Source organism: Streptomyces sp. NPDC006516 (assembly GCF_040611875.1).
Lineage (GTDB): Bacteria > Actinomycetota > Actinomycetes > Streptomycetales > Streptomycetaceae > Streptomyces.
Map to the genome: position 1 here is coordinate 707,661 of NZ_JBEXPD010000002.1, position 12,951 is coordinate 720,611.

Annotated in this window: 13 protein-coding genes; 10 read left to right on the forward strand and 3 right to left on the reverse strand. The window is 71.8% G+C overall.

Annotated elements, in window-relative coordinates; translation table 11 throughout:
• Positions 1-219: 219 nt before the first annotated feature.
• The 3 genes from ABZY45_RS09435 to ABZY45_RS09445 all read left to right on the forward strand — a co-directional run bounded on the left by ABZY45_RS09435 (position 220) and on the right by ABZY45_RS09445 (position 2,745).
• Positions 220-663, forward strand: coding sequence for a hypothetical protein (locus ABZY45_RS09435; RefSeq protein ID WP_356737787.1), 444 nt, complete (start codon positions 220-222; stop codon positions 661-663).
• Positions 664-694: 31 nt separating this feature from the next.
• On the forward strand, positions 695-1,879 hold the full coding sequence (locus tag ABZY45_RS09440; protein ID WP_356737789.1) for a hypothetical protein: 1,185 nt from the start codon (positions 695-697) through the stop codon (positions 1,877-1,879).
• Between the two features lie 89 nt (positions 1,880-1,968).
• The gene (locus tag ABZY45_RS09445) at positions 1,969-2,745 is read left to right on the forward strand and encodes a hypothetical protein (protein ID WP_356737791.1); all 777 of its coding nucleotides are present in this window, start codon (positions 1,969-1,971) and stop codon (positions 2,743-2,745) included.
• On the opposite strand, the gene ABZY45_RS09450 is transcribed toward ABZY45_RS09445, so the two are convergent.
• A complete protein-coding gene (locus ABZY45_RS09450) occupies positions 2,717-3,106 on the reverse strand; it encodes a DUF192 domain-containing protein (RefSeq protein WP_356737793.1) in 390 nt (129 codons plus the stop codon). The two genes, ABZY45_RS09445 and ABZY45_RS09450, sit on opposite strands and share 29 nt — an antisense overlap.
• Positions 3,107-3,211: 105 nt before the next feature.
• On the opposite strand from ABZY45_RS09450, the gene ABZY45_RS09455 reads away from it, so the two are divergent.
• From ABZY45_RS09455 to ABZY45_RS09465, 3 genes are all read left to right on the forward strand, one after another.
• Positions 3,212-4,027 (forward strand): A24 family peptidase, encoded by an 816-nt coding sequence (locus ABZY45_RS09455; protein ID WP_356737795.1) that lies wholly within the window; start codon positions 3,212-3,214, stop codon positions 4,025-4,027.
• Between the two features lie 71 nt (positions 4,028-4,098).
• Positions 4,099-4,947 (forward strand): class I SAM-dependent methyltransferase, encoded by an 849-nt coding sequence (locus ABZY45_RS09460; protein WP_356737797.1) that lies wholly within the window; start codon positions 4,099-4,101, stop codon positions 4,945-4,947.
• 103 nt (positions 4,948-5,050) lie between these two features.
• Positions 5,051-5,506, forward strand: a complete 456-nt coding sequence (locus tag ABZY45_RS09465; protein WP_356737799.1) for a hypothetical protein — start codon at positions 5,051-5,053, stop codon at positions 5,504-5,506.
• A gap of 407 nt (positions 5,507-5,913) precedes the next feature.
• On the opposite strand, the gene mgrA is transcribed toward ABZY45_RS09465, so the two are convergent.
• Entirely contained in the window at positions 5,914-6,951 is a 1,038-nt protein-coding gene (gene mgrA / locus ABZY45_RS09470; protein ID WP_356737801.1) for an L-glyceraldehyde 3-phosphate reductase, read from the reverse strand.
• A gap of 207 nt (positions 6,952-7,158) precedes the next feature.
• Here mgrA and ABZY45_RS09475 point away from each other — a divergent pair, with 207 nt between their 5' ends.
• From ABZY45_RS09475 to ABZY45_RS09490, 4 genes are all read left to right on the forward strand, one after another.
• Positions 7,159-7,920, forward strand: a complete 762-nt coding sequence (locus tag ABZY45_RS09475; RefSeq protein ID WP_356738758.1) for an isoprenyl transferase — start codon at positions 7,159-7,161, stop codon at positions 7,918-7,920.
• Between the two features lie 347 nt (positions 7,921-8,267).
• A complete protein-coding gene (locus ABZY45_RS09480; RefSeq protein WP_356737803.1) occupies positions 8,268-9,590 on the forward strand; it encodes a PhoH family protein in 1,323 nt (440 codons plus the stop codon).
• 389 nt (positions 9,591-9,979) lie between these two features.
• Positions 9,980-10,684 carry a transglycosylase SLT domain-containing protein gene (locus tag ABZY45_RS09485; protein WP_356737805.1) on the forward strand — a complete coding sequence of 235 codons (705 nt, stop codon included), beginning with the start codon at positions 9,980-9,982 and terminating at the stop codon, positions 10,682-10,684.
• A 131-nt stretch (positions 10,685-10,815) separates the two neighbouring features.
• Complete coding sequence (locus ABZY45_RS09490; RefSeq protein WP_356737807.1) at positions 10,816-12,237, forward strand: AI-2E family transporter; 1,422 nt, start codon at positions 10,816-10,818, stop codon at positions 12,235-12,237.
• 172 nt (positions 12,238-12,409) lie between these two features.
• Here the strand turns inward: ABZY45_RS09490 and ABZY45_RS09495 are convergent, their stop codons facing one another.
• Positions 12,410-12,946 (reverse strand): alkyl hydroperoxide reductase, encoded by a 537-nt coding sequence (locus tag ABZY45_RS09495; protein ID WP_356737809.1) that lies wholly within the window; start codon positions 12,944-12,946, stop codon positions 12,410-12,412.
• Between the last annotated feature and the right edge of the window lie 5 nt (positions 12,947-12,951).

Sequence of the window (12,951 nt, forward strand, 5' to 3'; positions counted from 1 at the left end):
GCGGCCGGGTCTCCCAGGCCGGGAACGGCCCCCGAGTCGGTACGGGCCGGGTGCGGAACCCCGAGCCCACCCAGCTTGGGTACGGGCCCCGAGTTGGGCCCCTGGGCCCACGACGGGCAGCCGCCCGGAACTTAGCGTCTGCGCAGCAAGTGATCGACGCCCGTCCCGGCGCTCCCCCCCACGGCGCCGGGCCGGGCCGCCAATGGAAGGTGGACCCGCGTGCCCACGGCTGAGCAACTGTCGCTGACCGACGAGGAGTCCCGGCTGCTCCAGCTGGGACTGATGGAGTGGTGCGGTCCGGCCCGGTGCACGGAGGAGTTCGCCGTGGCCATGGGCTTCGACAGCGCGCAGGACGTCAGCCGCCGTGGCATGTCCATCCGCAGCGCCCTCGCCGACAAGGAATCCCTGGACCCCATGGACTGGGCGCGGGCCCTGCTCGCCACCGAGCTCGCCTTCGCCAGCGACGTGGTCGGGTCCGGGTACGAATGGTCCACCACGACCGGCTGGGCCGACGACGTCACGTTACGCCTCCTGCGCTCGGCGCAGCTGAAGCTGATCCGCACCGTCGCCCCGCTGGTGGGCCGGGAACTCGGTACCCGGCTCACCCCGCACGTGGAGGTACTGCGGGCGGGCGGAGCGCCGCCGCCCCGCCCGGCTTGGTGACCGGAGCCTCCTCGGGCACATAATCGGCCGCATGCCCGATCAGCAGACGCGCTCCCGCCCACAGGCGCCCGAACCCCGCAGCGCCCGGCACCGCGCCACGGCACAGCTCGCCGCCGCCGGGCCCGCGCTGGGCGCCTACGCGGCGGTCCGGGCCGTCGGGCTCCTCGTCCTCTGGGCGGCCGCGTCGGCCGCGGGCAAGGACGCCGCGCATCTGCTGGGCGGGCGCTGGGACTCCGTCTGGTACCAGCGGATCGCCGAACACGGTTACGGCCACACCGTCACCCTCCCCGACGGCGGAGTCCATCCCGACCTGGCCTTCTTCCCGCTGCTGCCCGCGCTGGAACGCGGCATCGCCGAGCTCACCCCCCTCACCGTGGAGGGTGCGGGGATCGGCGTCGCCTGGCTCGCGGGGCTCCTCGCCGCCTGGGGGATCTTCGCCGTCGGAGCGAGGCTCCACGGGCGGCGCACCGGAGTGCTGCTGGCGGCGCTGTGGGGGGCGTACCCGACGGCGTTCGTGCAGTCGATGGCCTACACCGAGAGCCTCTTCACCGCACTGGCCGCCTGGTCCCTGTACGCGGTACTCCGGGGCCGCTGGATCACCGCGGGGGCGCTGTGCGCGCTCGCGGGACTCACGCGCCCCTCGGCCGCCGCGCTCATCGCGGCCCTCGCGGTCACCGCCGCCGCCGTCCTCGTCCGTGAGTACCGGCAGGGTGGCGACAAGAGCCTGCTGCGCCGCCACGCGCGCATGCTGCTGGGCGTCTGCCTGGCACCGCTGGGCTGGCTGGCGTACGTGGTGTACGTCGGCGTGCGGCAGGGCAGTCCCCTCGCCTACTTCGAGGTGCAGGCGCAGTGGGGCAACAGTATCGACGGAGGCCGGGCACTGGCCGCCTTCGTCATCGGTCTGCCCCTGCCGGCCGCTCTGGGACTGGGCGCCGCTCTGGTGCTCCTTGCGTGGCTGGTGGTCCTGTGCGTGCGGCAGCGGCAGCCGCTCCCCGTGCTCGTGTACGGCATCGGGATCGTCGTCGTCTCGCTCATCGGCTCCGGTTACTTCGGCTCACGCCCGCGCCTGATGATGCCCGCCTTCCCGCTGCTCCTGCCGCCGGCCGTGGCGCTCGCGGGGCTCCGTACGGCGGCACGCACCGGCACGGTCGTCGCCGCGGCCCTGGCCTCCGCCGCGTACGGGGCATGGACTCTGCTGGGGCCGGGACCGCCCTGAGCCGAGTTGGGCCCACGGGCCCACGCGCCCGGGGCATCCCGGTTGTTAGCGTGCGGATCCGGTGCACAGCGGGTCAGGAGCGGTGAGCGATGAAGGTACGGAGCACTGTCGTGGCGGCGAGCGCGCTCGTCCTGTGTCTGGCGGCCACCGGCTGCGGCCCGGACGACAGCGGCGACGACGGGAGCGACAAGGGGGCCGGCAAGAAGGCCGCCGCCTCCCGGACACCGGATTCGGGCGCCCCCGCCACGACCGGCGCCGCCACCCCGGCGCCCACGCCCACCAGCAGCGGCAAGACCCTCACCGAGGCCGAGCTCGCCGAGGTGGCCCTCACCACCGGCGAGGTGCCCGGCTACGAGATCGCCCCGCTGGAGGGCGCCGACGAACGGGGCACCGAGGAGTCCCAGGACAAGGACTGCCGGCCGATCACCGCGATCATCAACGGTTCGCCCGAACCGGCCCCGGCGGCCACCGTCTTCCGTACGGCGATGGACACGACGGAGGAGGGCGAGGACGACCAGACCGTCGTCACCGAGATCCTCACCTCCCACCCGGCGGGCGGGGCCGAGGAACTGCTGCGCTCGGTCCGGGACGCGGTGCGGGACTGCGCGGACGGGTTCCGTACGACGAGTGCGGACGGGCCTTCGACCTACACGGGCGTCAAGACGCTGCCCGCGCCCGAGGCCGGCCAGGAATCGTTCGCCTACCAGGTGACGGGCAGCCTGGCGGGGGCGAAGGTGCCGCTCGTCTTCCACCTCGTGCGGACCGGCTCCACCGTCGTCACCTTCTACGCGGCCAACTTCCTGACGGCGGCCACCCCGGAGGTCCCGGCCGCGCTCGTCACTGCACAGGCGGCGAAACTTCCGTGACGGACGCGGAGACCCGCACCCGGGTCCCCGGCCGCAGACCCCACCGCTCCATCTCCCCGGCCCCGGACTCCACCACATGGCGGGCGCGGAGCCTGGGCAGCCCGAGGCGGCCGGGCTTCATCGTGCGGACCGCCAGCACGTTGAACTTCCGGTCCAGGTACGCCACATCGATGGTGAACCGCATCCGGAAGGTGTGCACGCTCCCGGCCGGCGTGAGCAGGAGCGCCCCCTCGACGCCGTCCACGCCGAGCAGCCCGCGCGTCCGCGCCCGGTAGGAGGCGGCGATCCGCAGCGGCACCTCCCGCACGTCCGCATCCGTCCCGACCGTCAGTGTTCCGCTTCCGTCACGCCATTTCCCCATGGGCACCGACCGTAGACCCCCCGGCCGCCCTGTGGGTCCTGAACGGCCCGCAGTGGGCCCCAGGGCCCAAGACCGCGCGCCACGGGCCGGATTAGGGTCGGCGCCGTGGACGCCACCCTCATCGCGGTAGCCGTGCTCTGGGGCGCCGCCGCCGGACTGCTGCTCCCGCGCGCCGCCTACCGCTTCTCCGTGGAGACCGGGGAGCCCTGGCGGGACGCCTGTCCGGCCGGGCACACGTTCACCGGGTCCCCGCGTGGCTGGCTCGGCTCGGCCCGGTGCGCGGCCTGCGCCGTGGCCGTCCCCGCGCTGCCGGGCGCCTCGGCCCCGGGCACCCCGGCGGACGGCGCCCCGGCGCTCCCGCCGCCCGCCCAGCGGCGCGGCTACGCCCCGGGCGTCCTCGCCCCGGTCGTCACCGTGCTCGCCTGCGCGGCCCTCGCCGCCGCCACCGGAAGCCGGCCCGAGGCGGTCGTCTGGCTGCTGCTCGCGCCCGTCGCCGTACTCCTCGCCGTCATCGACCGCCGGGTGCACCGGCTGCCCGACCGGCTGACGCTGCCCCTGGCGGGTGCGGCCACCGTGCTCCTGGGGTGCGCCGCGCTGCTGCCCGGACACGGCGGGTCCTGGAGCTCGGCGGTGCTCGGCGGGGCGGCGCTCGGAGGCTTCTACTTCCTGCTCTTCCTCATCAACCCCACCGGGATGGGCTTCGGCGACGTGAAGCTCGCCCTCGCGCTCGGCGTGGCACTCGGCTGGTACGGCTGGGCGGTGCTGTGCGCGGGGGGATTCGCCGGCTTCCTCTTCGGCGCGCTGTACGGGACGGGGCTGATGCTGCTGCGCCGGGCCGGCCGCAAGACCGGTATCCCGTTCGGCCCCTTCATGATCGCCGGCGCGCTCGTCGGTCTGCTGTTCGGAGGCCTTGCGGCCTGAGCTTCACCGGCCGCACGGACGTACGGAATATGCGGTCGCGCGGGGCGGCGGGAGGCTGACACCCTTCCCGTATGACTGGACCGTCCGGACCCCGCGTCCCCTCCTCACAGGCTCCCGCCCCGGCCGCACCCGCCTCCTCGGGTGCCCGCTTCGACGCCCTCGTCGCGGAGGCCGGGGCCGTCTCCGTCGACGGCTGGGACTTCTCGTGGCTCGACGGCCGGGCAACCGAGGAGCGGCCGTCGTGGGGTTACGCACAGGCCATGGCGGGCCGTATGGCGCACGCCCGCGCCGCCCTCGACATCGACACCGGTGGCGGCGAGGTCCTCGCCTCCGCGCCCGTGCTTCCTGCGCTGACCGTGGCCACCGAGTCCTGGCCGCCGAACATCGCCCGCGCCACCGCGCTGCTCCACCCGCGCGGCGCGGCGGTCGTCGCGGTGGGGGAGCGGCCGCCCCTGCCCTTCGGGGACCGCGCCTTCGACCTGGTCGTCAGCCGCCATCCGGTGACGACCTGGTGGGAGGAGATCGCCCGGGTGCTGGAGCCGGGAGGCGTCTACTTCTCCCAGCAGGTCGGCCCTGCCAGCGTGTTCGAACTCATCGAGTACTTCCTGGGCCCACGCACGGCGCAGGAGCGTGGAGCACGGGACCCGCGGCGGGCTCGGGAGGCGGCCGAGGCCGCCGGGCTGGAGGTGACGGATCTGCGCGCCGAGCGACTGCGTATGGAGTTCCGCGACATCGGCGCCGTCGTCTACTTCCTGCGCAAGGTCATCTGGATGGTGCCGGGGTTCACGGTCGCCGGCTACCTGCCGCAACTGCGGTCCCTCCACCGCCTGATCGAGACAGAAGGTCCGTTCGTCGCGCACAGCTCCCGGTTCCTGATCGAGGCGCGCAAACCGGAGAAGTCCCCAACACCCCTACGCTGAGGCCGAATTCACAGGAGCCGGATGCAACGGCATCCCCTGCCCCTCCGTCCTACCCATGAGTAGTGCGACCCTGGTGGTTGAGCGCACAACGAAGGAGCAGGTCATGTCGGTGGGAAGGGAAATGCCGGGCGACGAGATCAGCCCGCCGGTGGGCCGTCCGCGCCACGGGAAGGCCGACTGGCTCACGGGTGCGCGGATCACCGCCGTCCAGGGGTTGTTCTACCGGCCCGAGGGCCGTGCCGGGGAGCCCGAAGCCGTCGAGTTCGTGCTGGACGGCGGGCAGTCGGTCCTCCTGACGTGTGCGTCCGACCACACGCTGAGCATCACCTCCGGAGCCTGGCCCGGCCTCCCCGACTGGTGCGTGCCGGCCGGTCAGTGGCAGTTCGAGCAGCTGGACCGACTGCCCCCGCCGCCGTACGGCGGGGCGTGGACGGTCATCGGCACGCAGGAGCGGCGCGACGAGCACGGCGAGGTGCGCGAGGCGGTGATCCGCTGCGAGGACGGCGACTTCGTCGTCAACGGCGGGGACACCGTGGGGATCCGCTTCCGGCGCGACTGAGCCGCAGGGGGTCCGCACCCCCGCGCCCACCGCCACCTCCACCGCGCCCTCCGGCACCTCCCCCGGGCCCGTGCCCCGGGCGTCTGGGGGCCTGCCTGTCTCCCGGGCTCGTGTCGTCATGGAACCGGCCAGGACCCCTACAGGACGGAATCTGTCCTCCAGGCGGGGCGCGGGCATGCCCGCAGCGCATTCCGGCGAACTCGGAGAGTAGTTGTTTCGTGGCGTGGCACGCAGCATCACTTACGAAGGGTTATGGTGGAAACCCCCCCTCGGGCCGGTCCGTAACCCCCCCCACGGACCGGCCCGTTTTTTGTGCCCGGGGTGTGCGGCGGCCGTGCGGGCCGTGTGTGCGGCCCGCCCCCGGTGGCCCCGCGGCGAGAGGCCCTGGGTGGCCCGGCCCGCTCGCCTCAGCCCCGGTTGGCCCAGATGTTGGTGCTCGCGGTGTCCACGGCGAAGGTGTCGATCTCCTTCAGCTCGGCCGCGGTCAGCGCGGGGGCCGCCAGCGCGGCCACGTTCTCCTCCAACTGCCGCACACTCGACGCGCCGATCAGAGCGGACGTCATCCGGCTGTCCCGCAGCACCCAGTTGAGCGCCAGCTGGGCGAGTGACTGGCCCCGCCCCCGGGCGATGTCGTTCAGCCCGCGCAGCCGGCGCACCATCTCGTCGGACAGCAGCCCCGGGTCCAGCGACTTGCCCTGACTGGCGCGCGATCCCTCGGGGATGCCCGCCAGGTACTTGTCCGTGAGCAGGCCCTGGGCGAGCGGCGCGAAGGAGATGCAGCCCATGCCGGCGGACTCCAGCGCGTCGAGCAGCCCGTCGGACTCCACCCAGCGGTTGACCATCGAATAGGACGGCTGGTGGATGAGGGCGGGGACGCCCATCTCCCGGAGGATGCGGGCCGCCTCGGTGGTCTGCGCGGCGTTGTAGGAGGAGACGCCCGCGTAGAGTGCCTTGCCCTGGCTCACGGCGGAGGCGAGCGCCCCCATCGTCTCCTCGAGCGGGGTGGCGGGGTCGAAGCGGTGGGAGTAGAAGATGTCGACGTGGTCGAGGCCCATCCGCCGCAGCGAGGCGTCGAGGGAGGACAGCAGGTACTTACGGGACCCCCACTCCCCGTACGGCCCGGGGTGCATCCGGTAGCCCGCCTTGGTCGAGACGAGGATCTCGTCCCGGTAGGGGGCGAAGTCCTGGCGGAAGAGCTTGCCGAAGTTCAGCTCCGCCGAGCCGGGCGGCGGCCCGTAGTTGTTCGCCAGGTCGAAGTGGGTCACACCCAGGTCGAAGGCGCGGCGCAGGATCGCCCGCTGGGAGCCGAGGGCGCGGTCGTCGCCGAAGTTGTGCCAGAGGCCCAGCGAGACGGCCGGCAGCTTGAGCCCGCTGCGGCCGGTGCGGCGGTACTCCATGGAGCCGTAGCGTGATGTGTCGGGGAGGTAGGAGAGGGAATCAGTCACGTTTCACTCCTTATCACGGACTTGTGACAGGCCGGGTTGGGCCCCCGAGACCCGTCCGCAGTAATGTGGCCGCTTCGGGACCTGCCGGTCCGCGGCGCGTGAAAGCGGTGCGCGAACCGCGCGGCGATCCCCCGGGGGGCGGCCCCGGACCCCCGGCGAGGGGGAGGGCGGGCCTTCGGCCCGTACGGAACCGAGAGGGTGAACTCAGTGAACTTGCGCGACCTGGTGTACGGGCTCTACGCACGCCGGGTGGAAGGCCGCCTGGATCACGCTCAGGTGCCCAAGCACATCGGAGTCATCCTCGACGGCAACCGGCGGTGGGCGAAGGCGTCCGGCGGCTCGGCCGTGGAGGGGCACCAGGCCGGGGCCGACAAGATCTCCGAGCTGCTCGGCTGGTGCAGCGAGACCGACGTCGAGGTCGTCACCCTGTGGCTGCTGTCCACGGACAACTTCGACCGCCCGGAGGCCGAGCTCATCCCGCTGCTCGGCATCATCGAGAACACCGTGCGCCAGCTGGCCGCCGACGGACGCTGGCGGGTCCACCACGTGGGCACGCTCGACCTGCTGCCCGCGCGGACCCAGACCGTACTCAAGGAGGCCGAGGAGGCCACCGCCGGTGTCGACGGGATAATCGTCAACGTCGCCGTCGGCTACGGCGGACGCCAGGAGATCGCGGACGCGGTCCGCTCGCTGCTCCTGGAGCACTCGGCCAAGGGCACGACCTTCGAGGAGCTCGCCGAGGTCGTCTCCACGGACCTGATCTCCGAGCACCTCTACACCCGTGGCCAGCCCGATCCGGACCTGGTGATCCGTACCAGCGGGGAGCAGCGTCTGTCGGGCTTCATGCTCTGGCAGAGCGCCCACTCGGAGTACTACTTCTGCGAGGTCTTCTGGCCGGCCTTCCGCAAGGTCGACTTCCTGCGCGCCCTGCGCGACTACGCGGCGCGTCACCGGCGCTACGGGGCCTGACGGCACCGCCCCGCACCCGTCCGGAAACGCGGGACGGGGGAGGACCAAGGGGCCGGCCCGGTACACCTTGTCGCAGGCCGGGGCATGGCTTCGCGTGTTCGAGGGAATACAGCTCTCAGGTCGACGTCCGGTCAGTAACCAGGCGGACGTCGCAACCAAGTGAGCGGCACCCAGCCCGCTCGCCCGGGAGGCCCTTTGCACACGAAGGACCGCACGACAAGCGGCCGACGCGGAGGGCCGGCGTTCGGCCCGCGCTCGGGGTCCGAACCCGGTCCGTCCTCTCCCTTCGGGAAGTTCCGCGACCTCCGTCGCACTCCCCGACCTCGTCCGAGGGGGTACGTCCTTCCGTGGTGACCAGCACCAAGCGCCGCATGCCCGACCGGCGCACCTATGTTCTCGACACCAGCGTCCTGCTGGCCGACCCCAACGCCATGGCCCGCTTCGACGAGCACGAAGTAGTGCTGCCGATCGTCGTGGTCACGGAGCTGGAGGCCAAGCGGCACCACCCGGAGCTCGGATACTTCGCCCGTCAGGCCCTGCGCCTGCTGGACGACTTCCGCGTCCGGTACGGCCGGCTGGACGCCCCGATCCCGCTCGGGGACCTGGGCGGTTCGCTCCGTGTCGAGCTCAACCATTCCGACCCCGGCGTACTGCCCGCCGGCTACCGGTTGGGGGACAACGACTCACGGATTCTCGCGGTCGCGCGCAATCTCCAGGCTGAGGGATACGACGTCACGGTCGTCTCCAAGGACCTGCCGCTCCGGATCAAGGCCTCCTCGGTCGGTCTCCTCGCCGAGGAGTACCGCGCCGAACTCGCCATCACCGACTCCGGCTGGACCGGGATGTCGGAGCTCTCCCTCGCGGCCGAACAGGTGGACCTCCTCTTCAGCGAGGAGACCCTGTACGTCCCCGAGGCCGCCGAGTTCCCCGTGCACACCGGGCTGGTCCTCCAGTCCGAGCGCGGCAAGGCGCTCGGCAGGGTCACGGCCGAGGGCAACGTGCGTCTCGTGCGCGGCGACCGGGAGGCCTTCGGCATCCACGGCCGCAGCGCCGAGCAGCGCATCGCGCTCGATCTGCTCCTCGACCCGGACGTCGGGATCGTGTCCATGGGCGGCCGGGCGGGCACCGGAAAGTCGGCCCTCGCTCTCTGCGCGGGACTGGAGGCCGTGCTGGAGCGCCGTCAGCACAAGAAGGTGATGGTCTTCCGGCCGTTGTACGCGGTCGGCGGGCAGGAGCTCGGCTACCTCCCCGGCAGCGAGGCCGAGAAGATGAGCCCCTGGGCGCAGGCGGTCTTCGACACCCTGTCGGCGGTCGCGGGACGCGAGGTCATCGAAGAGGTGCTGGGACGCGGGATGCTGGAGGTACTGCCGCTCACCCACATCCGGGGCCGCTCGCTCCACGACGCCTTCGTGATCGTGGACGAGGCGCAGTCCCTGGAGCGGAACGTCCTGCTGACCGTGTTGTCCCGGATCGGGGCGAATTCACGCGTCGTGCTCACCCATGACGTGGCCCAGCGGGACAACCTCAGGGTCGGCCGGTACGACGGAGTCGTCGCCGTGGTCGAGAAACTGAAGGGGCATCCGCTCTTCGCGCACGTCACGCTCACCCGTTCCGAGCGTTCGCAGATCGCCGCACTGGTGACCGAAATGCTGGAGGACAGCCACATCTGACCCCCAACATCCCATAGATGCCGCCCGGCGAGCCAAGGAGCTTAGCCGGGCGGCATTGTGCTGCGCCGTCATTTCCGAAAAAGTTGTGCGCCAAACGGGGTGTGAGCTTTCACACGCAACACAGAATTGCAACAGGCCGTGTCCGTCCGGCAGAGTCTTGCTTCCGTCAGGCCCCGCATACGGCACTCGGGCACCTCCGAAGGCGCCCCGCACCACACAACTCAACAATCGCCGTCCGTATGCCGCCCGCGAGCACCACGCGGCGCTTCCGTCAGGAAGCCGCCCACCGGGCCCGTGCCTCCCGTGACCCATGCAGTAGGGAGGCCAGTGTCAGGGGCACGATTGCGCCCGCGAGGTCACCTAAGCGGGCGATGCTGGAAGGACACCGTGTGAGCCGGATCTCGGTCCGGGGGTTCGCCGTGGCATCAGCCACCGCGGTCACCACCGTAGGCGCCGTCGTAGGCGTTGCGTCGGGCAGCGCTCCCGCTGCCGATGACAACAACTTCGAGGCGGCCGCAGCCGACACCACGCTGCTCGCAGACATCCCCGCGGGCCAGCAGGCCCAGGTGCAGACCGCCTCGCTGACGCAGCAGGCCGATGCCCAGGCATCCGCGGCCGACGCGGCGGCGAAGAAGTCGGCCGAGGAGACGGCCCGCATCCAGGCCGCCAAGGACGCCAAGTCGAAGAAGCAGGCGGCCGAGGACAAGCTGGAGGCGCAGCGCGAGGCCAAGGAAGAGGCCGAGCGCGCGAGCCGGTCCTCCGTCCGCGACGCCTCCTCGTTCTCGGCGCAGAGCTCCTACAGCGTCGCCGAGGTCCAGGCCATGGCCCGGGCCATGATGCCGGCCGACCAGTTCCAGTGCTTCAGCAACATCGTGGAGCGCGAGTCGGGCTGGAACTACAAGGCGACCAACCCGTCGTCCGGTGCCTACGGCATCATGCAGGCGCTGCCCGGCTCCAAGATGGCGTCGGCGGGTGCGGACTGGCAGACCAACCCGGCCACCCAGATCAAGTGGGGCCTCAGCTACATGAACAGCGACCGCTACGGCAGCCCGTGCGCCGCCTGGTCGTTCTGGCAGGTCAACCACTGGTACTAGGACCTCGCGAGGTCCAGCTCTCAACTCCGGCAAGCCCCGCACCGTCTCGTACGGTGCGGGGTTTCCCGCGTGTACGGTCGAACCCGGAGCTCCGGGGCGTGCGGGGAGCGGATGGGGGAAGGAAAAAATCCATGTCTAAACTTCCGGGGTGGCTCGGTCGGCTGGGCGCCGAACTCACCGAGATCGGGGCGCGCCTGGAAGAACGCCGCGCCGAGGACGAGCGCCGTGCCGACGCCGATGCGGCGAAGGACGCGTCCTCGTCGACGCTGTCCACCGTCGTCGCCGAGCGGGTACCGGCCCCGCCCTCCTACGCCCCCGCCGTCGCCGCGCGGCCCGAACCGGTGGCCGCGATCCCCTGGGGGATGCGCGTCGCCGCCGAGGCCGGATGGCGGCTGCTGGTCCTGGCGGGCACGCTCTGGGTGCTGATGCGGATCATCAGCGCCGTGCAGCTGGTCGTCCTCGCCTTCGCCGCCGCGATGCTGGTGACGGCGATGCTCCAGCCCACGGTCGTACGGCTGAGACGACTCGGGCTGCCGCGCGGTCTGGCGACCGCGGTCACGGCGGTGCTCGGGTTCGTCGTCATGGGCCTGGTCGGCTGGTTCGTCGTGTGGCAGGTGATGGACAATCTGGACACGCTCTCCGACCGGGTCCGCGACGGCATCGACGAGCTGAAGCGCTGGCTCCTGGACAGCCCGTTCCACGTCACCGAGTCGCAGATCAACGACATCGCGAAGAACCTCAGCGACACCATCAGCACCAACACCGAGGAGATCACCTCCGCCGGGCTCCAGGGCGTCACCGTCATGGTGGAGGTGCTCACCGGCCTGTTGCTGGCGATGTTCTCGACGCTCTTCCTGCTGTACGACGGGAAGCGGATCTGGCAGTGGGTCCTCAAGCTGGTGCCCTCGCAGGCCCGTCCCGGCGTCGCCGGAGCGGGACCGCGTGCGTGGCGGACGCTGACCGCCTATGTGCGGGGCACGGTGATCGTCGCCCTGATCGACGCGATCTTCATCGGCCTGGGGATCTACTTCCTCGATGTGCCGATGGCGGTCCCGCTCGCCGTGTTCATCTTCCTCTTCGCTTTCATCCCGCTGGTCGGCGCCGTGATCTCGGGTGCGCTCGCCGTGGTCGTCGCGCTCGTCACCCAGGGCGTGTTCACCGCGCTGATGGTGCTGATCGTGGTGCTCGCGGTGCAGCAGATCGAGGGCCACATCCTCCAGCCGTTCATCCTCGGCCGCGCCGTGCGCGTCCATCCGCTGGCCGTCGTGCTCTCCGTCGCCGCGGGCGGCATGGTGGCGGGCATCGGGGGTGCGGTCGTCGCCGTACCGCTGGTCGCGGTGACCAACACGGTAGTCGGCTATCTGCGGTCGTACGGGCAGTACCCGGCCGTGGTCGACGGGCCCGGGCCGCACGGGGCCACGGCGCTCTCGGCGATGCCGCAGAAGGAGCCGCCCGCCACCCGGCCCCACCCCGCGGACGGTTCCGGTTCCGGTCCCGTCGCGGAGGACGAGGGCGGCACCGGGGCGGCCCCGCAGGACGACCGGAAGCCGTAGGACCGGAGAGCCGGCAGGGTGGCCGGCCGTGCCTCCGGCGGAGCAGGCCGGAAGGGCTGAGCTTCCACGTCCGGCCCCGCGCCCCGCTTTCCGTCACCGGGCGGACACGGAAGAAGGGCCCCGGGGACGGTCGGTCGTCCTCGGGGCCCTTCTCGTACAAAGGTACTGCGGGTCACTGCTCGGCGAGCACGGCCTCTGCTTCGAGGGTCACGCCGACCGCCTGGATCACCGAAGCGATCTTGACGGCTTCCTGGATGGTCTCACGGTCGACGCCGGCCTTGCGCAGCACCTGCTCGTGCGAGTCCAGGCACTGGCCGCAGCCGTTGATCGCGGAGACGGCCAGCGACCACAGCTCGAAGTCGACCTTCTCCACGCCCGGCTTGCCGATGACGTTCATCCGCAGGCCGGCACGGAGGTTCCCGTACTCGGGGTCCGACAGCAGGTGCCGGGTGCGGTAGAAGACGTTGTTCATCGCCATGATGGCGGCGGCCGACTTCGCCGCGGTGTACGCCTCGGCCGAGAGGCTGGCCTTGGCCTCCGGCTCCAGCTCGCGCAGCACCTTCGGCGAGCGCGAGGCGATCGCGCAGGCCAGGACGGTGCCCCACAGCTGCTGCTGGGGGAGCTCGCTGTTGCCGATGACCGAACCGAGGTTCAGCTTCAGGTCCTTGGCGAAGTCCGGTATGGCGGACTTCAGTTCATCGAGTGCCATGTCGT

Coding starts and splice junctions, on each gene's coding strand:
- ABZY45_RS09440 (WP_356737789.1), top strand. CDS start 695: ATGCCCGATCAGCAGACGCGCTCCCGCCCACAGGCGCCCGAACCCCGC.
- ABZY45_RS09445 (WP_356737791.1), top strand. CDS start 1,969: ATGAAGGTACGGAGCACTGTCGTGGCGGCGAGCGCGCTCGTCCTGTGT.
- ABZY45_RS09465 (WP_356737799.1), top strand. CDS start 5,051: ATGTCGGTGGGAAGGGAAATGCCGGGCGACGAGATCAGCCCGCCGGTG.
- ABZY45_RS09490 (WP_356737807.1), top strand. CDS start 10,816: ATGTCTAAACTTCCGGGGTGGCTCGGTCGGCTGGGCGCCGAACTCACC.
- ABZY45_RS09460 (WP_356737797.1), top strand. CDS start 4,099: ATGACTGGACCGTCCGGACCCCGCGTCCCCTCCTCACAGGCTCCCGCC.
- ABZY45_RS09450 (WP_356737793.1), bottom strand. CDS start 3,106: ATGGGGAAATGGCGTGACGGAAGCGGAACACTGACGGTCGGGACGGAT.
- ABZY45_RS09495 (WP_356737809.1), bottom strand. CDS start 12,946: ATGGCACTCGATGAACTGAAGTCCGCCATACCGGACTTCGCCAAGGAC.